Source organism: Aquimarina sp. ERC-38 (assembly GCF_026222555.1).
In the GTDB taxonomy this organism is placed as follows: Bacteria; Bacteroidota; Bacteroidia; order Flavobacteriales; family Flavobacteriaceae; genus Aquimarina.
Genome location: NZ_CP098511.1, coordinates 2278918 through 2304566, shown reverse-complemented (window position 1 = coordinate 2304566; position 25649 = coordinate 2278918). Strand labels below are relative to the sequence as shown.

The window sequence follows — 25649 nt, the reverse complement described above, 5'->3', positions numbered from 1 at the left end:
GTTCCCAAACTATTATCATTCACTTTATTCTTGTGCATTATTCTTAAATTCTTTCACTCTATTTAAAAATCCATTTTTATCATCTACATACAATGCTAAAACTTTAAATTTTCTCTTAATACCATACAATCTGATCAGCTCGTATTCCTTTTTCAATATTAGAATTATATTATGACCTTCCAACTCACCAAAAATAGACAGTCTCTGTGTTTCTTCATCAGATTGAATCTCTTTTGTTGATAGTTCAATAGATTCAATATCTTCTAATTGGATAGTACACTCACTCATAATACCATATTTAAGATATAGTTTACCTTGATTGAAGGAAATTGGTCTTTTTAACATCGATTTTAAAAATCCGAAAATCTGAATCGCAGAGTATACACTTAAACTAGTCAAAATCCAGGCTACGATATTATTCCATTCTGAGAGCTTGATATGAAAAACAAACGTTTCTATGCCTATAATAAAAACAAAGGCAACTAATAATGTTAGTGTACCACTATCCTTATGATAGCTATAATCATTTTCTTGTAATGTTCGTTTTTTCCAATATACAAAGCCGTAATAAAACACAGCGATCTCGGTCACAAAAGGCATAACAAGTTTTCTCGGTAGCATCTCATAGCACGTTTCTTTTAACGTTGTAAAAAAGTCAACGTTTATTGAGTTTTTTTTGCCTTTGTATTTTTTTATGACTTTTCTTACACTAACTATAATGAACGTTACTACTCCTACTTCTATAACTGGAAATAACCAATTTTTAAAAAAATCTAAATATCTATGGTCTTGAGTTGGTAATATACTATAGCACAATACCATACTAAAGACCAAAAATGGGATAACTGAAATTTTAGGAATTTTAGTTTTTATTATGACTAAGAAATAAAGTAATGGAGGGAAAATTAGTAAATCAATAGTAATTCCTAATGAAATAGAATTAGCATAGGCAGTGTATATAGATGATTTTATCAATACCATCATAATCACGATGATCATCAATATACTTCCTAATAAAAGTACGTTTCTTGGAAAATTATACGATTGTTTCAATTTCATCTGAAAAACACATATACTTATCAAATTTAATGATTTCTATACAATAAAATGCAATTAAAATGGCTAATTTCAATTAATAAATATAGTTATTTGATTTTATTTTTGAACTATGACTATACGTTTCCTTCTTACTTTTCGACAGGAGATGACTACTTCCTTATAAACCCCCAATACTTTATTTATTTTTAATACATATCACAACTATCCGAAAGTTTGGTTGAGAAATTAGCCTGAGAATCCTGTATTTTAGAATTGGACTTTCAAAATACATTTTATGAGACTCTTCAGGCGAACTAAAAATAATAATAAACCACTAATCCGTCAAATTTTAGATTTAGTACCACCTTGGCTTTTCCATCGTTGCACCGCTCAGCACAAAAGTGATAAAGGCTGTAGTAAGTACAAGGCTTACGATCAATTTGTGGCTTTAAGTTTCGAACAGCTGAATAAATGCTATACTTTAAGTGATATTAGCTCTGGTATTGGAGTTTCACAAACTTTTATTTCAGACTTAGGGTTATCTCAAAGCCCAGCTAAATCTACAATGAGTGATGGTAATAAAAAACGCGATTATAGAGTCTTTGAAACTTTGTATAATAGGCTTTTAACCCATTACCGAAGTATTTTATCCAAACAATACAAGTCCCATATAATCAAAGAAATTGAAGGGCGCGTGGTTAAGTTAATCGATAGTACTACAATTAGCCTATGCTTATCAATGTTTGATTGGGCAAAGTTTCGGACAGCAAAAGGGGGCATTAAAATCCATACCTGTTGGGATGATACATTGATGTTGCCAGACCTGGTAAACATAACACCTGCCAAAGAACATGATCGTTACGGTTTAAAACAATTAGTGTTTCCCAAACATACTATTGTAGTTGAAGATCGGGCTTACTTTAATTTTGAATTGATTGCCCAACGTATTGCTGCTGAAAATATATTTGTGACCCGTATAAAAAGTAACACCCTTTATCAAGATATAGGCGAAATAGAATTACCTGATCATAAAGATCAAGATATCCTTATAGACCAAATAATTCATTTGAATAGCAACAAAGCTAAGGAGAAAGGCCTTGACAAGGTTCCTTTAAGATTGGTACAAGTTTATAAGGAGGATGACAATAAAGTGATCCGGATTATTACCAATCAATTAGATTGGGAGGCAAGAACGCTTGCGGACTTGTACAAAAAGAGATGGGATATTGAGTTGTTTTTTAAATCAATAAAGCAAAATTTACAGATCAAAACTTTTCTTGGTACCTCTGAGAATGCAGTTAAATCTCAAATATACATAGCGCTCATTAATTTCCTTTTATTACAGCTAATGGTAAGAACTATAGCTAAGAAAAAACATGCGTTTTCTAATTTCGTGGAAAAAATAAGGATTTGCCTGTGTTTTTACCTAAGCCTAGACTACGTATGCAATCAAATCGATGCTAAATCTAAAAAAGCAAAACCTCCAAATCAACAAAAATTAAACTTTCAAGAAGACTTATTTTCTGTAAAATGATAAAATGACTACCTATTTATAGAGGATGGCCAAGGTTTTTTGACTTTTTTTAAAAACTTTCGGATGCTTGTGAATACATATATATGTTTTAAAATAAGTATTCTTCAAAAATTCCAGCTCATTCTTAGGTATACAATCTGAGTTGGACTATGATATATTCTGGTTGGTGAATCTTCAAATATAATTTGGCCAATGAGATCCACATCTAAATTTTCACCTAGTGAATAACTTAAGGTTGGATTCATAAAAATCGGTTGCCCAGATACTGGAGAATATAATATCACTATTGCTCCAGAAAATATCGGGGTAAAAGGTTTTGCCAAATTTATATAGGTAGTCCAGTTGTATGGGTACAGATTTTTAGCATTTAATTCAAAACCTAAAATGGTACTACTATCATCGCTACCTCCACTATTATATAACAGTCCTGTTTCTATTAAAGTATTATTTTTAAAGGAATAATCAAGTCCAATAGTTCCGCTAAATATGTCTTCCTCATTATCCTTGGTTGCTTTAAAAAAAGTAGCTTCTCCATCAAAACCAATTTTCTTGATTCCTCCTGACCATCCGATACCTATGGCTATATCTTCATTAACCCACCCGGATAAAAACTGAAAATCATATCCATTATTATTTGTTTTCCATATTATTCCTGCGATAATGTCATTCGAATTGTTAAAGGCTTTGGCTGCAACCTCTATACTACTCGTTGCTCCTATATAATACTTAATTCTAATTGATTCAGAACCAGGACGTTCTACGTGATCAAAATCCGTAAAGGAAAAAGCATTAAAAATATCGTTAGGGTTCCAAATAGTATGTACTCCCCAATTAATTCGTTGTCTTCCTGCTCTTATTTCTAAGTTTTTAAGGATATATTCTAGATACAATCTATCAAAAACACTATGTAATACTACTTCTTCTCCAGTACTTATTACCTGCAGATCTACAACATCATTTACCGTTTTATATAGGTTTTCTCTAAAATTTATTGCAAGTGGCGGTTTGGATAATTCTCCATAAAAAAAACGAGTTCTTAGCTCTGCTTTAAAAGTAATTTTATCAGTAGGATAGTATACAAAATTCAATCTTGAATGAAGAAAAGCATCTGTTGCAACAGTTGTTTCATCTACCGCTTCGTTACGTAAGCTATATATACCTTGTAATGATTTAAAATACCCTGATAGCTCCCATTTTTTTATATTTTGTTGAGTTTCTTGCGCACTTATTTTTAGAATAAAAAACCCAAAAACAATAACTAAGATTATTTTATCGATATACATCACTTACAATTTGCCCATCTACTAATGTTATTACTCTATTGGCTCTATCAATGACCCTTTGGTCATGTGTCGAAAAAATAAAAGTCATCCCTTCTTTATTCAAGAATCGCATCATGTCCAACAAATCTGCTGTAGATTCTGAATCTAAGTTTGCTGTAGGCTCATCTGCCAAAATAAAATCTGGTTTAGAAGCTAGTGCTCTAGCCACCGCAACCCGTTGCTGTTGTCCTCCAGATAATTCGCTGGGGCGTTTATTTTTTTTATCCAGTAACCCTACTGCTTTTAATAATTCATTTACACGTTGATTACGTTCTAATTTTGATTGCTTTTTAAGCACCATAATAAATTCTATATTTTCTGATGCGGTAAGGACAGGAATTAAGTTATATGCTTGAAACACAAACCCTACATGATTTTTTCTAAAATCAATCATCTCGTTTTCAGATAATTTTAATGTATTTACTCCAGCAATAGAAATCTCTCCTTTAGAAGGTTTATCTAACCCTCCTATAATATTAAGCAATGTCGTTTTTCCTGATCCTGAAGGCCCTACAATAGCTGTAAATTCTCCTTTTTTTATTTCCAGATCTACTCCTCGTAGTGCATGCACACGAATTTTTTTTGGGTTATATATTTTCTGAATTTTTTGGGCTTTAATAATTGGGAATGTTTTCTCCTTTTTTTCTGATGAGTCATTAGATTTTATTATTTTCAAAACATCTTTCATTTTAGGTTTTTCTTTATAATGATTATATTTTTCTAATCGCAACAACAGGTCTTAGTTTTGTAGCTTTTATAGAAGGATAAATCGCTGCAAGAATTGTTGTAATGAATACCCCTATCATGATTAACAGACATACTTTTAATTCTAAATCAGGATATATGATAGATTTTACTCCAAACCATTCTGTTCCTTTCCCAAATTGACTGAGATCGATTCCGTTTTTATGATAATAATTGATTGTTTGCCAACCAAATAATAACCCCATTGGTGCACCTATAAGACCTAATAATATAGTTTCTAGCGTAATCATATTAAATATTTTATTTCTATTCATGCCTATCGCCATAAGCACACCTAACTCTTTTGTTCTTTCAAGAACAGTCATCATCATGGTATTAAGAATCCCAAAAACGAGTGCCAACATAAATATGACTAATAAAATACCCAGACTTATATAAATCTGGGATTCATATAATTGGATATTCGGAGCTATCTGTCTATAATTCCTAACAATTACATCTTTTTGTTTTAAATTAACTCGAATATTCTTTTGAACAGCAGCTATCTCTTGGACATCATTAAGTTTAACAGCTATTTCATGAATAGCATCTGGTTTTCCATATAATCTGTTTATGTCTTTTTTTTGCACATATACTTTTGTCATATCTGTTACCGCATTTTCTGTCTTAAAAATCCCTGCTACTCTAAAAGATCCAGCTATCAAATCACCATTTTTATCTCTAAATTGAAGTACTATTTTTTTTCTTACTTTAATCTTTAATTTTTCTGCAATCTTATGGCTGATAAGAATTTCATTTTTTTTGCCTTCCTGAAAATAATTTCCGTCAATAATCGCTTTATTAAAAGAATTTAGTTTTAGTTCTTTTTTTAGGTTTCCTCCACAAATTACAATACCACTTACTGCTCTACTGGATTGAATCATCCCTTTGATAATTGTCCTATCTGCAAAAACATTGATAGTATTTATATTGTCTAACTCCTTTTTTATATCAGGGTTGAGCATGTATTTTCCTTCCTCATCTTTGATAAATTCTTCGTGGTGAATTTGCAGATGAGAAGTTTGAAATCGTATTGCACTATCTACGTATCCTTGTATAATTGCAAGAATAAATGAAGTAGAAAATATAAATGCCCATACTCCAAAAAACACAGTTATAATTACGACAAAGGATCTCATTGGTGCGCGCCATATGTTTTTCCAAGCTATTTTTGATATCATAGTTAAGATTGTTGTTTTACAAAAAAAGTATTTCTATTATTTTTCCTATTATGAAATACTAGTGATGCGTTAACTTTTTAATTTTTTCAATAACCCCTTTAATGATAAGGGTTAATATACGTTCTTTGATTTTTTGATTTGAAATGGCTTTTAGTTTAGCAGTTTAAAAACTGTTATGAACTCTGGAAAATATGTCTTTGCACAACTTTTACAATTTATAAACAAGTATGAGTTTGAAAAATGCGTAAAGAGGTACAACGGAGATTACAGATTCAGAAATTTTAATTGCTGGAATCAATTCATCCAATTGTTCTTTGGTCAATTGACTTCTCGTAATTCTTTGAGAGATATAGCTACTTGTTTAAAAGCACATAGAAGCAAATTATATCATCTTGGATTCAGTGGGTATGTAAACCAATCTTCTTTATCTCGTGCAAATGAGCGTAGAGATTGGCGGATTTTTGGAGATTTTGGACAATATCTTATTGATCAGGTCCGACCTCTTTATAATTCATCTCCAATACCAAATGTCAACTTAGACAATGAAGTCTTTGCCCTAGATTCCACTACAATTTCTCTGAGTCTTATGTTATTTAATTGGGCTCCTGGAAAATATTCTAAAGGGGCTATAAAGATTCATACATTACTGGATCTCAGAGGTAGTATACCTTCATTTATACTAGTAAGTGATGGAAAATATCATGACAGTAACATATTGGATTTGTTAATTCCTGTGCCTCATGCTATTTACCTGATGGATAAAGCTTATGTCGATTTCCAAGCGCTCTATCGTATTAATACTTGTGAAGCTTTTTTTGTCACAAGAGCTAAGTCAAACATAAGTTATGACATCGTAGAGGAAAACTTTAATATCGATAAGACAACTGGTCTTAGAAGCGACAAAATAATAGTTCTAAATGGTATAAGTCTAAAAAACTATATCCAGAACCTCTCAGATTAGTAGAATACTATGATAAGAAAAACGATACGACACTACTATTTCTGACCAACAATATAGAGGTGTCAGCACTTGAAGTGGCAAAACTCTACCGTAATCGCTGGCAAATAGAAACCTTCTTTAAGTGGATAAAGCAAAACTTAACTATAAAAAAGCTTTTGGGGACATACTGAAAATGCAGTTAACACTCACGTATGGGTGGCTATATGCACATACTTGATAATAGCTCGTGTCAAACACTCTATAAAGAGTGAATTATCCATTTATCAAATTATACAAATCTTAGGCATATCCTCAATGGATAAAACACCAATAAAAGAATTGCTTACCAAAACAATTTCAAAACAAAATGTCAATGAACAAATAAAATTATTCGATTAATAAATCTTAACGCATCAGTACTATTTATGAATTATGAATCGCTTCCATAGGGTTTATTTTTAAAATTTTGATAAAAGGGTATATTCCTAAAAACACTGTGATTACAAAAATCAAAACAGCCTGATTTATAAATATCTCTGGTACAAATGCTACTGGGATAATAGGCGCCATCGCAAACTTTTCATAAACCACAATAGCATCGCTCTCTAACATAGATAAATCAATAGGATTACGGTAAAAATAATAGACAATAGGAAATGCCATTAATACTCCCGAAGATACTCCTAAAAAAGCCAGAATTATGGTTTCTAAAAAAGTCATTAAGAATAATTTCCATCTTCGCATTCCTATAGCGATCAATATACCATACTCGTAATTGCGTTCTTTGGTAATCATTAAAATGGTTCCAAAAATTGTAAATGCAATAAGTCCATAAAGAATGATCAGAACGATTGAGCCACTTGCTTCATCCAATGCTCTTGCTTGAACGATTTCTGGTAATAATTCTTCATAATCCATAACCTCATAGATATCGGCATTGAGTGACGCTATCAATTCTTTTTTAACTACCGGTAAGTTCTCTGAGGTAAGATCTAATACCACTGTAGTCACTAGATCTGGAGCGGCAAAGAATTGTTGCGCTGTATGGATTGGAAAAAACACTAAACTTTTATTAAAATCAGGAATGGCATATTCAAATATTCCAGAAATAGGATATTTACCTGTAGCACTTACCCCGTGGTATCCTTGAGAAATAAGAATTATTGTGTCTCCAACTGTGAGGTTCATTTTTTTTGATATTCCTGCTCCTATAATAACTTCATCTTCATCAGATAGATAACTTCCTTTTATTATTTTATTTTTAATTCTGGTTAGTTCATTCTCTTTATCAGGATCAATCCCAATTACTTTTACCCCATGAGTGATTTCTCCTGCAGATGCTAATGCAAAAGATTCAATCCTTGGAACTACATCATCTAATTGAGGTATTTTATTTTTCAGTTTTTTAATATCATTATCATATTGAAAAGCATTATTTAAAATTTTATCTTCCCAATATCCTTTTTTATGAATTTGTGCATATCCAACAAATAGATTAACTGAGCTATCCACAATATTATCCCAAGATCCTTTTTGAAAAGCACTCATTATAGAGGATAAAAACACAGCAAATGCTACCGCACTTATTGTAAGTAAGGTACGTCTCTTATTTCTCCAAATATTACGTACGGCTAGTCTAAACTGCATAAGGCTTTTATGATTTTTGAAAAATGATTATTTAAAAAAGGCTATGAACGAGCAAGTTTCCAGAGTTTACCCTTGATCGTTTTTCTTTTATCCATCCTTGATGAAGATGTTGTTTTATACCCTATTAGCCAAAATAATGGATTATAAAGGCATATAAACAATAGTACTATCAACAATCTCCTAAAAGAATAAGCTATAGGTAACGATTTTATCAACTTTATACTATTTGCTTTTTGTTCAGATTGTTTGAGCCTATAAAAGTACGGTAAGTGAGACCCAAAAAACATCTTAAGAGTGAGGTTCATATCGCTCCAATACCACAATTTTGGCTTACATCCTATAAGCTCTGCCATGGTAATCATAAAATCATGATAACTGACCAATGACCGTATCTTTTTGCTATGATAAAACATATCATCATAATATGTACGATCTACTTTAATCTCCTCTTCAATCTGTTTTTTAATTGGTAGTTCTTTTTTTCCTGCAATTAATAATGCAATATATCTCGCTTGCATTTCTGAACATGCTGGTAATCCTCCTTGTGATGGTCTCGCCCATCCTACAACACTTACAAGTGTACCTAACTCGGAATGAATCATTTGCTTGTACAATGATCTTGGATCTACAAAATAATCTCCAAAGGCATATTTTTTAAAACATGTTTGATATCCCGTATTACACAGAATCACATCTGAAGAAATTTTCTTACCAGATTGCGTAATGATTCCATTCTTGGTAAGCGACTTTATACTGTCTTTAATCATCTCTACTTTACCATCCAAAATGTCTTGAATAAAAATGTCATTTTTAGTAAAGAACTTTCCCATAAAACTTTCTCTATTCAATGTCCATTCCTGTATCAATCGATCAGAATCTTTTACTTTCTTTCCATATTTTAAATAAAATTTTGCTTTTAATCTCATGTACGTATCTATGCCTTTCTTTTTCATTGCATAAAAGCAGTATGATGTAAATGCATCGTTTGTATATCCATTAATCCATCTCGCAATAATATTTGGATACTCTGATACTAATACCTTACAAGAAGTTACTTGCCCTATTTCATGTACTACATCTGCTCCAGACTCACCCAAACCTACACACACTACTTTTTTACCTTTATAGGCTTGGTTATTATTATAAGCACTAGAATGAATAATTTTACCTTCAAAAAGATCTTGCCCATCAAAATCGGGAGATTTAGGTGTAAAATTACTTCCTGTACAGATAATCATATGATCAAATATTTCTGAAAATTCTTCTTTCGCATGAGTTCCTTTAACTTCTATTTTTGAGTTTCTAATATGAGCTGAAATAATTTCATGTGAAAACAGTATATAATTTTTCAGTTTGTGTTTTTTCACATATGCATCTAGATACTCTCTATATTCATGTACTTTCCAATATTTTCGTTCTTCATTCGTATTTGGCATAAAATCTGAATATGCCATAAAGTAGTTGGATACTGTTAACTCTAGTGAATCATAGGATCTTCCTCCATCCTGAATGGATCTAAATGCCCCTCCTATCTCATCTTGAATTTCATAACATGTTACATCTATATCATTTGCTATTAATTCTTTTATGGTAACCAGACCTGAAGGGCCTGCCCCTATAACACAAACTTTTTTCTTCATTTGTTGATTTTTAGGTAATTAATATCCCATCAAAGTGTAAAAAACACTATTGATTAATATTACGAATTGCTATGTTTTTGTATCTAGGTTGTTCACTCCATAACAACTAGTAAAGACTATTTATACAGTTATATGGTAGTTACTCCGGTATTAGTGCAAAAAACTATTAATGGTATTAAATTACCTAAGCCTTTTCATATTTTGAATTGAAAAAAAAGTATCAAGTATTGGTTTATCAAAAAATAACGACAAATATTCTATTTTGGTTTTATGCCCTTCTTCTTCTGCTGGAATTACTTCTATTATGGAGGGTAACATTTTATCTCCTATTTTTCTTATTTGCTTTCCGGTAGTAGTTTGTATTAAGTAATCATCTTCGTCATAAAATTCTGTTTTCATTTGTATATATTGCTCTTTATCAATCCATATCTTTATTTTTCCCCATACAATAGCTGTTCCCTCCTTGGGGATTAGTTCTAGCACCCATACTCTTCTTTCTTCTATAGTTTCTTCACCTAAAATCTTATGAGTATAATCTTCAATTTTGGAAGAAGCATTGGCGAGGTCATCATTTGTAAAATCAGACCCCATCCAACTCTGAGACATCATTGATGGTGGCATTTTAATAACGCGCTCGATACTAGGTCTCCAATCCCACATTTCTTTATCGATTTTAAGAAATGTAGTTCCTTTATCTCTGGCAGGAGATGTTATTAATATCATAGAATATTTTTGCCCACTAGACCAGCTTTTAATGATTATTTCCCTTTTCCAATTAGAGCGTATAATAGTCATTTTTATCTCTGCTTGACTATATTCACCAAATACTATATCATTTGCTTTTTTAATAATATCTTTTGGAGAAAGCTCTTGAGAAAATCCCTGTACTAATGTAATTAAACAGATAAGTAGGTAACTAACATTTCGTTTCATATGTATACTATAGTTTTATAAATTCAAAAAATATTATTTATGGGTGTACGACAAATTTCCGTAAATAGAGATTTTTATGATTTTTCAATTTCCAAAATCGCTTGATTTTATTGAGTTTTTGTTTCTCAAAAAAATCAAATTATCTACAAAACCGGAAATTTGTCGTACACCCTTATTTATTAGAATTCTTTCGGTTTTCAAACCATTGTCTATCTTTTAGTAAGTGTACAGTACTTTATAAGTATGTATTGTTTTATGCCAATCCAGATATAATACCACTTTGGTGTATTAACAACTTTAGTAAGTCCATCAATTAATACTTTTACTTCTGCATCAGATATATTTAATGGTGGTAACATCCTACCGTAGTATGTGATTATTTTACCTTTTTCATAAAAAATATGAGTAATAATATTACTGATTTTGGAAAAAGCAAATAGTTTAAAGGGGTACTTTTTCATAGTAAGATTAAATCGAATATGCAATCCAGACATTTCTACATTTCTATATAATTCCGAATTTCTAAAAATACTTTCTATCTGTTGTTTAATAAACAACGATTGTTTTTTTACATTCTGAGATATATTATTTTTTTCTAAGGTCCTAATTACATCTAATGCAAAATGAGCTGCTAGCTGATTTTTAAAAATTTCTTTATAAAACTGGACTACTTTATCGTTTTCCATAGAGGCTTTTTGGTAGATTTTTTCTGACATCATAGTTACTGATATGGGAAATATCATATTACTCAATGCTTTAGAAAAAGTTATGATATCCGGTTGTAATCCTGTACCCTGTATACTCAAAAAATCTCCAGTTCTATATACCCCGTGTAGAATTTCGTCTACTCCAATTAAATACTCATATTTATTTTTATGTTTATTTAATAAAGAAATTAAATCCGGAGGGAGTTTTAACAATACCCCTCCCTGAATGTATTCAAACCATACCAATGCTACTGCTTCTGTTTTCAGGATTTTCTCAAGATCATATCTTGCCGAACCTGCATAAGGGTTTATTGTTTCTACCTCTGCATAAAGCGGTTCAAAATTACTGTGATCATCAGATGTACCATTAAGCGCAATTAATGTTTTACCAGCATAATTCCCGCTAAATACAACTATCTTCTTTTTTCCTTTATTAGCTAATAGTGCCATTGTCATCGCTATTTCTACCGCACCCGCACCACTATTACCCATAAAACAAATATCCAGACCTGTAAGTTGAGTCATAGAAGTATTTAGAGAACTAAAATAATCGATATTATGATCATGTTTATCGATAATATCATGTATTATTTCTTTTCTATTATGACCTATGAGATTACATCCCGACCCTCCAACACAATCCAAATATTTTTGTTCATGTACTTTCTTTTTTCTATTTTTAAAAAAATAAGATCCTGAAACCTTTTTAAAATTCATCGGAGTAGTAGTACGAAATAATATATTCGTATATCCATTAATATAGGAGGTTGCCATTCTATACTTAGATTTAGTTGAATTTTCTACCTTATTAAATTTTCTTACATATTTTTTCTCATTAAAAATTGTAAATTCTTTTTTAAGAATCTTTTTTACATAACTCAACACCATTCCATTTCCTCCATAGGTAGAAGAATGTGTCAGGCAGGTTTTTAATGAATCCCATGGTTTATAAATCGTATCTCTTGTAGAGAATGCTCCAAAAGGAAATTGATAGTCACTATATGCTTCTCCCCACACAACACAATCGAACTGATTTAGAAAATTTGCAGTGAGTTTTTTTGTACTTTTTATAGATAGACCGCTAAGATCTATTATCGATACAATGTTTTGTTTTGTAGCTTTTTTAATAACCTCTCTAACATCTTCTTCACTAATATATTCATCGACAGACATAACAATAACATTCGACCTGTTTTTTTGTATCAAACCCTGAACGATTTCTATTTTTGTACAAAAACAAACTCCTGGTATCAAAGCTTTCTCCTCTCCTTCTTGTAAAGGATCGAATAAAAATTGATACCTTTTTTTAGGATCATAAAAAATGACTTTACCTTCTTCTTTCTTATAAATTTCTTTAGAGGCAGTACGAGCTATTTTTACAGCTCCATGTATGGCTTCGAGATATGAATTTGAAAAAAAAGTTTTATACTTTTCTCCTTTTCTAAAGCCATTAATAATCTCACAAAACATATAGGCCACCTGAACCGACTCTTCAAAAACCGGATTGATAGAAGATAAAAAGGTAGGAACTTTGCGTATAATACGATCTTTAATATGTGCTAATTGGTGTGTCGAGGCTTTTTTTAACAAAGAATGCCTTGTTTTATTTTTGTGATATCCAAAAATTAATTGCTCTTCCATAGTCTAACATTAATTTTACATCTTTTTCTTTTATTTGATTCCATTCAAATCCAACTTTCTTTAATAAAAATTCAGTTTCTTCACTACATACCAAATGAACAGCTCTTTGCTCTTTTTCGGCATCAAAAATGTTTAAATGAAGTAAGAATCGGTTTATTAATTCTGTATTCTTATCGTATTTTTCTAATACATTTTCTAGAAATGGTCTAGCTTCTAGAGCTGCCACCTTAAAATTGCTTCTATTTAGCGCTTTTACATAGTCCTTATTTGATAACAAGTGTTTATTTTTGAGGTGAAAATTTCTATTTAGCAACGCTTTTTTATCGAATAACTTCACAATTCCTTCCGCAACTTTATCAATACACGAAATTTCGAACTTCACCTCACTATCAATTACTGCTTCTAAAAATAAACTAGCCCGAACCTGATTATAAAAAGCATTATTTTCAATGTTTTCCTGAAATTTACCGGTTTTGCTATGATAACTCAGGTTTCCTACTCTATAAATGTTTACAATAGCACCATTTACTCTGGCAGTATCCAACAAATAATCTGCTTCAAATTTACTTTTAGTATAATTATTAATATGATGTTGATTGGTGTTCGTTTCTTGTTCTGTAAATACTACGGTTATATCTTTATCTTCTACATCTCCATCTACATATCCAGCAATACTAAGGGTAGAAATATGATGAATTGGTTTTTGTTTTTTAACTATTGAAAAATCAATAATTGTTTTTATTGGATAGGTATTCACTTTCATAAATTCTTCTGCTTCTCCGTAGTGTTTTACGTTGGCCGCACAATTGATAATACAATCTGAATTCTTGGCTAAATCATTATATTCAAATACTTCTAACCCAAAGGCTGGCAATGTTATATCACCATTATATATTTGTAACCTATCTTCGAATTTCGCCAAATTATTAGTAAAATAGAACTGAAATTTAGTCTGTAGTTTTTCAAAAGCCGCTTTCTTATTTTCTGCTCGTATTAGTACCGTAATTTTTGCTTCTTTTCGATATAAAAGTTCGTGCAATATGTGAATTCCTAAATATCCTGTTGCTCCTAACAAAAAGATGTTTTTATATGCTATTTTTTCTTTAAAATTAAGTTTCCGAAGACCCTTTATTGTGTTCAAATATTCTTTTTTCTGTTTTTTTATCTTAGCTTCATTTTCCTTTCTTTGTTTCTTTATTGCTTTTGAAGCTACTTGTTCTGCCAATTCCATAACTTTTAGTTTAGTTATGTAAGACGCTAGTTTATTCTTTAGATAATTCTTTTCATAGCTTATATTTTTTACCAATTCTTGAATAGTCTGATATTGAAATATGTCATTAATTTCTACCTCAAAATATTCCTGAAGTTTGGCAACCAGCTTTATTGCTAATATGGAACTTCCTCCCATTTCAAAAAAGTTATCCTGAATCCCGATTTTTTCGATATCTAATACTTGTGACCATATCTCAGCTATTCGTGCTTCAATCTCATTATGTGGCGATACATATTTCTTTTCGATTAATCCATCTGTAGTAGGCTCTGGCAATGCTTTACGATCTACTTTACCATTAATTGTGAGAGGAAATGATGAAATCTCTACAAACAATTGAGGTACCATATAATCTGGTAATTTTTGCTTTAAGGTATTTTTAACTTTCATACAATTAATGGTAGCATCACTAATGATATAGGCAACAAGCAATGCTGTATTATTTTTGCTTTTTTTCATTAACACAACCGCTTGTCTAATTGCAGTAAACTGCTCTAACTGATACTCTATTTCACCTAGCTCTACGCGATATCCTCTAATCTTAACCTGTGTATCTTTTCTTCCAATAAATTCTATCCTCCCATCTGGCATCCATCTTGCCAAATCCCCTGTTTTATATAATCTAGATCTATCTCCTAAATCAAATGGATTTGCTATAAACTTTTCTTTTGTTAATTTTTCACGATTCAGATATCCTCTAGCTACTTGCACTCCAGAAACACATAGTTCTCCTATCACTCCTACCGGACATAATTGATCTGACTCATTTAATATATAAACTTCTACATTATAAAGAGGTTTACCAATGGTTACTTTATTATCTATAGTAATTGGATTTATTGACATTGCTATACCAATGGTATTCTCTGTAGGGCCATAACCATTAACTACAAGTACTCCTTTCTCTTTCAATTTTTTTGCCACCTCTTTGTTTAGTGCTTCTCCTGCCGATAATACAACCTTCAGGCTTCCTAAGTCCTCTAATAACTCAGCCTGATAGCTAGGAGGAAGCGTGGCAATTGTAACCTTCTTCTCTAATAATATCTTTGTAAGCTTCTTTTTAGAATAGATATCGTCTTTACATACCATGATCAAAGAACCTCCAGAATTAATTGCTGTAAATAATTCAGACACAAAGGCATCAAATGCAAATGATGAGAATTGTAAGATTTTATCCTCTGCACATATTGACATTAATGCTATCTGATTACAAATCAAATTAGTTACTCCCAAATGTTCGATCATTACCCCTTTTGGCTTTCCTGTAGTTCCCGAAGTATATATAATGTAAGCTAATTGGTCTGTTGCAATATACACTTCTTTTGAGATGGGCTTTTTACAACTCAATTTTTCTTGTACATCAGCATCATCTATACAATGTTGAACAATGTTTTTTTCATCAAAATTATCTATAATAGTAGCTTGAGATATTATCCTTTTTGCATCTATATCTTCTAGAATAAACTGTATTCTTTCTTTTGGATACGATGGATCTATAGGCACATATACTGCTCCAATTTTTAGCACTCCCAATACAGCTGTAACCATATCCAAAGAACGTTCTACACAAATTGGAATTAACTCTTTTTCTTCTACATTATTTTGCCATAACATATTAGCAAATTGATCTGATCGAATATCCAGTTCTTTATAGGTGAGTTGTTGTTCTCCAAAATTTACTGCAATATTATTAGGTGTTAACGCTACTTGTCTTTTAAATAAGGTTACTACTGTCTCTTTAGGATATTCTTTTTTTCTATGATTAAATGTATTTACTATCTCATCTCTTTCAGAAGAGGTGATCATCATTAGTTCATCTAATCTGCATTTACTATTATTTAAAACCTCATCAATAAGTATCATAAAGTGTTTAGAAATCCTACTTATGGTTTTTGGAGTAAACAGCGTAGTAGCGTATTCAAACATTACTAATAATCCTTCCTGATGCTCTGATATACTACAGGTAAGATCAAACGTAGCACTGGTATTTTCTATTGGGAAAGGAGTGATTTTTATTTCTCCAAGCTTAAGTCCAGAAACTTGTTCATTATTTTGCATGATGAACATTACCTGAAACAAAGGGTTTTTACCCTTATCTCTTTCTGTTACCAATTCATTGACTATTTTTTCGAAAGGAACGTCCTGATATTGATATGCTTGTATTGTTATTTTACGTATGTTCTCTAGATATTCCTCAAAACTTAATTTACCGTCTAAAAAACTCCTTATTACCAATGTGTTTGCAAAGTATCCTATCAAATTACCTACTTCTTTTTGTGATCTATTAGCTACTGGTGTACCAACGCTAATATCTTGCTGTCCAGAATACCTATATAACAGGGTTTTAAATATTGCAAGTAACCCTATAAATAATGTACTATTCTTACTGGTAAAATATTTTTTCAGTAGTGTAGTAACTTCTGCATTGATTGCCAGATAATGTGAAGCACCTTCGGTTTGTTGTTCCGATGGTCTTGGGTAATCTGTTGGTAATACCAAAGAAGAACCTCCTTTCAAGTTCTCTCTCCAATACGTCATTTTTTTTTCTAGGGTTTTGCCAGACAAATAATTTCTTTGCCAAATACTGTAATCTTTATATTGGATTGGTAATTCTATTAAACTTATTTTTTCATTATCTATATTAGCTTGGTAAATATGCTCTAGTTCTTTTATAAAAACAGGTATCGACCATCCGTCAGAAGCAATATGATGAAAGACAAATACCAAAATATTTTGATCCATAGTTATTGGAAATATTTCAGTCCTTAATTTAAAATCAATTGCTAAGTTGAAGGGTTTAGCTATGCTCTTTTTTACTTCTTCCTGAATTATTTTATCATTATCCTCTAGTTTTTGATGAACGTGTATTTCATAATTCGCTTCATCTAGAAATTGTTGATACCCTATTCCTTCTTTTTCAATGAATACAGTTCTTAAGGCTTCGTGACGATAGAGAATCTGTTTAATAGATTTTAATACTATTTTTTTATTTAATTCTCCTTCTAATTTTAAGACAATAGGACTGTGATAAGCTTCTGATCCTGAAAGGCGATCTATAAACCATAACCTTTCTTGAGAAAATGATAACGGAATAGCATCGACTTGATTCTGTTCGGTTATTTGAGGTAGTTGTGATGTTTGTCTATTCTCTATATAAGCTGCCATTTCTGACAGTACCGAATATTGAAACACAGTTTCAAGTCCAAGATCTATTTTTAAAGTACCTCTAATAGTAGTGATAAGTCGAGTTGCAAGAATAGAGTGTCCTCCGAGATCAAAAAAATTATCCTGCGGTTCAATACCATCTACCTTTAACACCTCTTTCCATATAGGGATCAGCTGTCTTTCTATACTGGTATACGCTCCTTGTTTTATATCTAATGATCGATCCTGATCTCTTCCTGGTTCTGGCAATGATTTACGATCTATCTTACCATTGGGGGTTAGTGGAAACGAATCTAAAACTATGATAAACGAAGGAATCATATACTCTGGCAACATATTCACTAGCTGTGAATCAAGCAAACCCTTATTAAAATCTGACCCGCCAACAACATAACCTATCAAACGCTTACCTCCACCAGGGGCTGAATCTGATATGACAATAGCACGATCAACCATGGGTAGTGATTGTAATGCACTCTCTACCTCGCCCAACTCGATTCGATAGCCACGTATCTTTACCTGACTATCCCTACGACCTATAAAATCTATGCTACCATCTTCTAACCAGCGACCTAAATCTCCTGTACAATATAAAAATCCTGAGCCAAAAGGGTTCTTTACAAAATGTGATGACGTTACATCATCTTTATTCAAATACCCCTTAGAAACACCTTCACCACCTATACAAATCTCTCCGCTAACTCCTAATCCACATAACTGAAAATTATCATTAACGATATAAATCTGTGTATTGCTCAATGGGGAACCAATAGGAACACAATCCCCTTCTATAGCATAAATCTGATGACTCGTAGCATAAACAACCGTTTCTGTTGGACCATAAACATGAACCAAATTACCTGGAACCATAACTTCGAGAGCACGAGATACATGACTCGGTGACACCAACTCCCCTCCAAACAATACTCTGCGAACTCCAGACAAACTTGATACATCATAATCGACCAATGCATTAAACAAAGCCGTGGTCAAAAAACAAACACTAATAGAACGCTCAACCAAAAGCTTTGATACAGCAATAGCACTCGAAGCTTCTTCCTTATTTATCAAATGCAACGTAGCTCCGCTTAATAAACAACTGAAAATCTCATAAACTGAACCATCAAAAGCATAGTTTGACCACTGCAAGACAACATCTGATGATCTCACCCCTATTGCGCCTTGATCATTTACCAACTTCTGAATATTACCATGGGTCACCTTAACGCCCTTAGGAACACCTGTACTACCAGAAGTGTACATCAAATATGCCAAAGAATCATGACATAATAGAACATCGATAGGAGTATCTGGGCACTCTGATAGATCAGAAAAAGAAACTATATCATAAAGTCCTGATATCCCTTTTGCTGATAATAAATCCATATCGGTACACACCAATTGCTTAACTCCAGCATCTTCTAAAATATAGGATAATCGCTGTGAAGGATATTCAGCATGCAAAGGAACGTACACACAGCCAGTCTGTAGAATTCCAAAAATGCTTACCAACATATCCAAACCTCGATACGATAACAAACCTATCCTATCACCAGGATTTGCTCCTTTGGACTTAAGACAATGTGCCAGTTGATTAGAACGATCGTATAACTCCTGGTAGGTCATCGATTCTTCATTAAATACCAAAGCGGTCTTTGAAGAATATAAAACAACCATATCATAAAAACTATCTATCAAACTACATCCGCGATCATAATCAAAAAAAGTCTTGTTAAATGAAAGTAATTGATGGTATTCAGACTCTGGAAGATAATTAATATCACAAAGCTTAGGCACTTCTATAATTTGCTGTAATACTTTATCAAAATGTAATTGAATACGCTCAGCAATAGTATCGCATAGAATTGCTGAATTATATTTAAAATCTACCTCTATTTTATTATCAGATAGATGACAAGATATAGTTAAGGTATAATTTGTTTGTTCGTCTGCTTGTATATTTTCTATTGCCAAATCAGATTGCACTTTAGAAACAGTATCTATAGGATAATTTTCAAATACAAGAATACTATCGAATAAATCCTTAGCAACCTTTTTTTGACCTTGTATTTCTGCAAGAGAATAATACCCATATTCTTCTCTGGATACTGCATATCCTTTCTGAATTGACTGTAACCAACTTATACAGTTCTCATTGTTATTAATTTTGGCACATAATGGAATTGTATTAATATATAACCCTACTTTTGATTCAATATTTTCTATAGATGAAGGTCTTCCTGAGATTACCGTACCAAAAACGATAATGGGATTATTTGTATATCTGAATAACAAATATGCCCACACTCCTTGAAGTATTGTGTTTACAGTAATATGATTAGACTTTGCATACGTTTCCAATCTTTCTGTAAAAACGTTATCCTTTATTAGCTTTATAGTAGTATTACCAAATACTCTATTAGTCGTATTTGATTTCACAAAAGGCAATAAAGAAGGTTCTTCTATCTCTCTAAGATATTCTTCCCAATAATTAGCAATATCATACGCTGATTTATTATTTAAATATCGGATATAATCTTTGTAGGTATCCTGTGGTATTACATTAGGTCTATTCCCTTTATTTAAAGCAGTATAAATAGTGAGCATTTCACCCAGTATAACAGGTAAAGACCAACCATCAAATAGTATATGATGATTAGTAAAAATCATCTTTGTTCTATTATTTTCTAATGTGATAAGTGTAAGTCTTAATAATGGTGGTTTTTTAAGATCAAAAGGTTCTTTGGCATCTTTTTCTAAAATTGTAGCCACCTCTTTATCTTGTTGCTCCTTATCCTTATTGGTAAAATCTAAAATGCGTATTGGTACCTCTACATTATAATATAAACATTGTATAGCTAACTCAAAAACATCATGAAAAAACCCCGTTCGTAATACACTGTGTGCTTTTATAAGTATTTTCCATGCTTTTTCAAAATGTTCTAAAATAAAAGTCCCTATTAGATCCAAACTCATTTGAACGACATATGCATTAGCGCTATTTTCATACAAACTATGAAATAAAATACCTTCCTGAAGCGGACTAAGTATGTAAATATCTTCAATCGACCTCACATCTTCATGCCCTTGGATGAAATTATTAAGCTCCTTAATACTTGCGCTACCACTTAATCCATAATCATTTGGTGTTTTTATGATGATTTTGGTTTTTTTACATACCTGAATTATTTCGCATAAGATCTGTCTAAAATTTTCTGCTACTAAACGAATCGTGTCATTTTCATATCGATTAACATCATAACTCCAAATGAATTGTAACGTATCATTGATAATACTACCATTTACAATTATCTTGCTTAGATTTTGATTTGCTAAACTAATATCATTACCCTTTGGTTCTCTGGCAAAAGAAAATATATTGTTATGTGTATCTGATTCAAATTGCCCCAAATAATTAAAGATAACTTCTTCTACATTTTCTGATAATTCTTCCCTAGTGATACTATTCTCATTGAGATATCTCAATACACCGTAGCCAATTCCTTTATTAGGTATCCCTCTTAAAGATTCTTTTACTCCTATAATTGTAGATAATAGCCCTTCAGGGCTTTTAGTAAGAGAAATAGGAAATAAGGTAGTAAACCACCCTACTGTATGACTTATATCTATATCATCAAAAAGTTCTTCTCTACCATGCCCTTCAAATCCAATTCTTATTGTGGATTGTTTTGTCCAATCACATAGAGAGATCGTCAAAGCAGCTAACAACAGATCATTAATTTCAGTTCCGACTGCTTGGTTACATTCGTGTAAAAGCATGTGAGTATGCTCTTTATCAAAATCTACAACATAATTTTTTGTTTCTAAAAAAGTGGTTATACCATCATACTCTTTATCCTGAGGAAAAGAAGTTTTATGCGCAAGGATGGATTTCCAATAGGGTAATTCTAATTGTAACAAACTACTATTAGCGTATGCTGTTAGTTTTTGTTGCCATTGTCTATAAGATGTTGTTTTGAAATAAGGTAGTTCTGTGTTCCCGATTTGTAGCTCATAAATGTAATTAGATAAGTCGTCTAGAATAATTCTCCAAGATACCCCATCAACAACCAAGTGATGAATTGTAATAAACAATCTATTATCTTTTTCACTATAAGGAGTTTGAATCCATACGAATTTTGCTAAATTACCATTTTCTATAGATAATGATAATTGATATGAGCTACAGATTTCTGTGATTCTTTCTTTCCAATTATTTTGTTTTGCTACATTCTCGGCATTTAAAACAGTCTGTTGAGTATCATAACTCCCTATAAAAGTATTATCATTTTTCACATACCTAAGTCGTAAACTATCATGTTGTTTAAGCAATATTTGTAATGCTTTTTCTATAATTACCCTAGAATAATTTTTAGAAACTGTTAATAACACTGATTGATTATAATGATCATTATGAGTAAAGTTTTTTTCAAAAAATGAAGATTGAATTGGCAACAACTTTATAGTTCCATCTAAAGGAGCCTGATCTGCTTTAGCATCTATCTGATTTTTAACACAGACCATTAGTTCATGAATGTTCTGATAAGTAAATACATCTCTAACTCTAAAATTATATCCTTTTTTTCTTGCTCTATTCACAAATTGAATTGCAATGATAGAGTCCCCGCCAAGTGCAAAAAAATTATCATAGACACCTACTTGATCTATTTTTAACAGACCTTGCCATATGGTAACTAATTCTTTTTCCAAATTAGATTGAGGAGCTACGTATTTTTTAGTTGATAATGTATTTATATCAGGATCAGGAAGTAGTTTTGTATCCATCTTTCCGCTAGAAGTTAATGGAAATTCCTGTATCTCAACATATATATGAGGGATCATATATTCTGGCAAGAAACCTTTTAATTCACTTATAATTCTGGATGAATCCAAAGCACCCTCTAATTTTATGTACCCAACCAGTTTTTTGTTTTCTAATGCATCTTGCTTTACTAATACAACGGCTTGCTTTATATAGAGTAGTCTCTCTAGTTGCACTTCTATTTCTCCAAGTTCAATGCGGTATCCTCTAACTTTTACTTGTGAATCTTTTCTTCCAACAAATTCGATAGTACCATTAGGAAGCCATCTTACTACATCTCCTGTACGATATAATCGACTATTGCCTTCTTGATCAAATGGATTCTGAATAAACTTTTGGTTTGTAAGTTCTTGTCTATTTAGGTACCCTTCCGCCAGTTGCGCTCCTCCGATACACAGTTCTCCAAGCACACCTATGGGTACCAATTGTATAGAATCATCAACAACATATAATACTACATTATTTAATGGTTTGCCGATTGGAATATTATTTCTATCACTATTCTTGCTAAGATCTAATACATAGTGACTTGTGTAGACTGTGTTTTCTGTAGGACCATAAATATTTACCAATGTAGCTGATAAACCGGATTTTCTATATTTTTCTATTAATACTGGAGATAAAGCTTCTCCAGCTAAGAATATATATGTAAGATTAGGAAGAACTATTTGATCAAAATCTAGTATGGTATCAATAAATACTGAAAATAATGAAGGTACCATCTGCAATTGCGTGATACCATACTTTTCTGTTATATCTATTAATTCATTTACATTCTTATCATGATCTATTGGATAAATTACTAAACTAGCACCAGCTAAAATCCAACCAAATATCTCATAAATCGAAACATCAAAAGTAAACATTGTTTTAAAAAGTAAGCGATCCATACTATTTAAAGGATAATTTACCGACATTGAATTTAATAGTGTATGTAACGCCCTATGCGATACCTGTACCCCCTTTGGATTTCCTGTAGTTCCAGAAGTATAAATTACATATGCTATTTGATCCGGTGTTACTACTCTTTCTATAAGTGCATCTTCATATACCTCTATGTCAATATCCAAATCATCAAGGTAGAGTACCGTAATCGTATCTAGATTTTTATATAAATCTTTATAGTGTGAATTGCTAACAACTATATCAGCATCAATATCATTTAAAATAAACTGAATTCGATCTATAGGATTATAAGGATCAACAGGAACATATATAGCGCCTAGTTTTAATACCGCCATGATGCTAATAATCATCCCCGAAGATCTATTCATACAAACGGGAATCATATTTCCTTCTCTTACTCCCTTTTCATACAGAAACAGTGCTAGTTTGGATGATGTAAGATTCAATTCTCTATATGTGATCGTTATTTCGCCATCAATAACTGCCTCTTTGTTTCCATAATATTGCAGTTGCTCAGTAAATATATCTAAAATTGTTTGGTCAGGGTAAACTGCCTTATAGTTATTAAATTCTTTTAGGAGTTGGTATTTTTCTTTTGTAGAAAGTAACTCAAATGTACCAATCTTACTCGTAGGAGAAGCTACTATCGACTCTATTAAATTCTTAAAATGATCTGCCATTCGTATAATTGTAGACTCCTTGAATAAATCTGTGCAATATTCTATCGAAAACCCTATCTCAGTGCCAGAATCCCCAACATACAATGTAAGGTCCTCTTTTGCTGCTAAGTAATCATACGATTCTATGTTAACCGATGCGCCTCCAAAACGAACATCGGATACCCGATCATTGTTCTGTAAAACCAACATCGTCTGAAATAATGGAGATCTACTCTGATCACGATCCAAACCCAAATGACTTACCAACTTCTCAAAAGGAACCTCTTGATGATCATAAGCTAATAAAGTAGAACGCTTTACTGACCCTAGAAAAGTAAGAAAATCTAATCCCTCATCTATCTGGTTTCGTAACACCAAAGTGTTTACAAAGAAACCTATCAAACCCTCTATTTCTTGATATGGCCTATTAGCAACAGGAGTACCAACACTTATATCATACTGACCCGTATACCGATGTAATAACAAAGTATAACTTGCCAATAAAAACATAAATAAACTACAATCCTCTGATTGACTCAGCTTACGAATCAATGCACTCAATCCTGAATCTAAACTAAATACATAATTAGAACCCTTGGTACTCTGAACCGAGGGACGAATATAATCGGTGGGGAGCTCTAAGACAGGAACTCCTCCTAAAGTCTCTTGCCAAAAAGATAACTTTGATGATAATACACTAACTTCTGAATCTGAACGTTGCCATATACTATAGTCTGAATATTGAATAGGTAAATCAGGAAGAACTATTACGCTCTCTGATGCTAAACAATCATAAAAATACTGTAACTCTTTAAACAAAATAGGAATCGACCATCCGTCTGACGCAATATGATGCATCACTAATACCATACAATATTGATCTGTACCAATACCGTAAACCGATGCACGTAGCATATAGTCATCTCCTAGATCAAAAGGAATTGCTACCACAGAGGAAATTCGTTCTGAAATCAAACCTGGATTAATATTATCAAAATAGGAAAGCTTAAATCCAGCAGACTCTTTAACCTCTTGATAAGCAATACCATCCTCCTCCTTTATAACAGTCCTAAGGACCTGATGACGCTCAAGTAATAACTGAAAAGACCGTTCTAAAATAGTAATATCAAGGACCCCATTAATACGCATGACTACAGGAACATGATAATGAGAACTGCCAGATAACGCATCGATAAACCATAAACGCTCCTGAGAATACGATAAAGGAATACGACCCTCATGTAAATCTGACTCTCTAGTAATGGGGGTTCTAACGTTATCTGATGTTTTTTTAAGAAAAGAAATGATTTCTACTTTGTTCTCTTTTATTTCTCTTATTAAATTTTCTTCGATAGTTTTACCTTGTTCGACCTTTATTTTTAATTCTTCATCTTCCAAAAAAAGTAATAACCCGTCCTTTTTTGCCTGATAGATTACGTTTAATATATCTACTTTGATTTCGTTCATCTTATATTATCGTTGTGTAATGCTTACTAAACA

11 protein-coding genes and 1 pseudogene are annotated in these 25649 nt (G+C 31.9%); 3 read left to right on the top strand and 9 right to left on the bottom strand.

What is annotated here, in order from left to right; all coding sequences use genetic code 11:
• Window positions 1-24 precede the first annotated feature (24 nt).
• Window positions 25-984 carry a hypothetical protein gene (locus NBT05_RS09365; protein WP_265769606.1) on the bottom strand — a complete coding sequence of 320 codons (960 nt, stop codon included), beginning with the start codon at window positions 982-984 and terminating at the stop codon, window positions 25-27.
• Between the two features lie 349 nt (window positions 985-1333).
• Here NBT05_RS09365 and NBT05_RS09360 point away from each other — a divergent pair, with 349 nt between their 5' ends.
• Window positions 1334-2572: an IS4 family transposase gene (locus NBT05_RS09360; protein ID WP_265769605.1), complete on the top strand. Its 1239-nt coding sequence runs from the start codon at window positions 1334-1336 to the stop codon at window positions 2570-2572.
• A gap of 104 nt (window positions 2573-2676) precedes the next feature.
• On the opposite strand, the gene NBT05_RS09355 is transcribed toward NBT05_RS09360, so the two are convergent.
• The 3 genes from NBT05_RS09355 to NBT05_RS09345 are packed head-to-tail and all read right to left on the bottom strand — an operon-like array spanning window position 2677 to window position 5819.
• A complete protein-coding gene (locus tag NBT05_RS09355) occupies window positions 2677-3855 on the bottom strand; it encodes a hypothetical protein (RefSeq protein WP_265769604.1) in 1179 nt (392 codons plus the stop codon).
• Window positions 3842-4624, bottom strand: coding sequence for an ABC transporter ATP-binding protein (locus NBT05_RS09350; protein ID WP_265769603.1), 783 nt, complete (start codon window positions 4622-4624; stop codon window positions 3842-3844). The genes NBT05_RS09355 and NBT05_RS09350 overlap by 14 nt, the downstream gene beginning before the upstream one ends.
• On the bottom strand, window positions 4605-5819 hold the full coding sequence (locus NBT05_RS09345) for an ABC transporter permease (RefSeq protein ID WP_265769602.1): 1215 nt from the start codon (window positions 5817-5819) through the stop codon (window positions 4605-4607). The genes NBT05_RS09350 and NBT05_RS09345 overlap by 20 nt, the downstream gene beginning before the upstream one ends.
• Window positions 5820-5994: 175 nt before the next feature.
• Between NBT05_RS09345 and NBT05_RS09340 the strand changes: the two genes are divergently transcribed.
• Complete coding sequence (locus NBT05_RS09340; RefSeq protein WP_265769592.1) at window positions 5995-6780, top strand: IS4 family transposase; 786 nt, start codon at window positions 5995-5997, stop codon at window positions 6778-6780.
• Window positions 6781-6797: 17 nt separating this feature from the next.
• Window positions 6798-6950: pseudogene (locus tag NBT05_RS09335) on the top strand (transposase); the annotation flags it as partial.
• A gap of 232 nt (window positions 6951-7182) precedes the next feature.
• On the opposite strand, the gene NBT05_RS09330 reads toward NBT05_RS09335, so the two are convergent.
• The 5 genes from NBT05_RS09330 to NBT05_RS09310 all read right to left on the bottom strand — a co-directional run bounded on the left by NBT05_RS09330 (window position 7183) and on the right by NBT05_RS09310 (window position 25616).
• Complete coding sequence (locus NBT05_RS09330) at window positions 7183-8406, bottom strand: ABC transporter permease (protein ID WP_265769601.1); 1224 nt, start codon at window positions 8404-8406, stop codon at window positions 7183-7185.
• A 41-nt stretch (window positions 8407-8447) separates the two neighbouring features.
• A complete protein-coding gene (locus tag NBT05_RS09325) occupies window positions 8448-10046 on the bottom strand; it encodes a flavin-containing monooxygenase (RefSeq protein ID WP_265769600.1) in 1599 nt (532 codons plus the stop codon).
• Window positions 10047-10226: 180 nt separating this feature from the next.
• Window positions 10227-10979, bottom strand: a complete 753-nt coding sequence (locus NBT05_RS09320; RefSeq protein ID WP_265769599.1) for an outer membrane lipoprotein-sorting protein — start codon at window positions 10977-10979, stop codon at window positions 10227-10229.
• A gap of 209 nt (window positions 10980-11188) precedes the next feature.
• Window positions 11189-13327 carry an aminotransferase class III-fold pyridoxal phosphate-dependent enzyme gene (locus tag NBT05_RS09315; RefSeq protein ID WP_265769598.1) on the bottom strand — a complete coding sequence of 713 codons (2139 nt, stop codon included), beginning with the start codon at window positions 13325-13327 and terminating at the stop codon, window positions 11189-11191.
• Complete coding sequence (locus tag NBT05_RS09310; RefSeq protein ID WP_265769597.1) at window positions 13290-25616, bottom strand: non-ribosomal peptide synthetase; 12327 nt, start codon at window positions 25614-25616, stop codon at window positions 13290-13292. The genes NBT05_RS09315 and NBT05_RS09310 overlap by 38 nt, the downstream gene beginning before the upstream one ends.
• Window positions 25617-25649: the final 33 nt, after the last annotated feature.

What these genes read in the sequence shown, in the direction of transcription:
- NBT05_RS09365 (WP_265769606.1), bottom strand. Translation starts at nt 984, where the DNA reads ATGATGGTATTGATAAAATCATCTATATACACTGCCTATGCTAATTCT.
- NBT05_RS09360 (WP_265769605.1), top strand. Translation starts at nt 1,334, where the DNA reads ATGAGACTCTTCAGGCGAACTAAAAATAATAATAAACCACTAATCCGT.
- NBT05_RS09355 (WP_265769604.1), bottom strand. Translation starts at nt 3,855, where the DNA reads ATGTATATCGATAAAATAATCTTAGTTATTGTTTTTGGGTTTTTTATT.
- NBT05_RS09345 (WP_265769602.1), bottom strand. Translation starts at nt 5,819, where the DNA reads ATGATATCAAAAATAGCTTGGAAAAACATATGGCGCGCACCAATGAGA.
- NBT05_RS09340 (WP_265769592.1), top strand. Translation starts at nt 5,995, where the DNA reads ATGAACTCTGGAAAATATGTCTTTGCACAACTTTTACAATTTATAAAC.
- NBT05_RS09330 (WP_265769601.1), bottom strand. Translation starts at nt 8,406, where the DNA reads ATGCAGTTTAGACTAGCCGTACGTAATATTTGGAGAAATAAGAGACGT.
- NBT05_RS09325 (WP_265769600.1), bottom strand. Translation starts at nt 10,046, where the DNA reads ATGAAGAAAAAAGTTTGTGTTATAGGGGCAGGCCCTTCAGGTCTGGTT.
- NBT05_RS09320 (WP_265769599.1), bottom strand. Translation starts at nt 10,979, where the DNA reads ATGAAACGAAATGTTAGTTACCTACTTATCTGTTTAATTACATTAGTA.
- NBT05_RS09315 (WP_265769598.1), bottom strand. Translation starts at nt 13,327, where the DNA reads ATGGAAGAGCAATTAATTTTTGGATATCACAAAAATAAAACAAGGCAT.
- NBT05_RS09310 (WP_265769597.1), bottom strand. Translation starts at nt 25,616, where the DNA reads ATGAACGAAATCAAAGTAGATATATTAAACGTAATCTATCAGGCAAAA.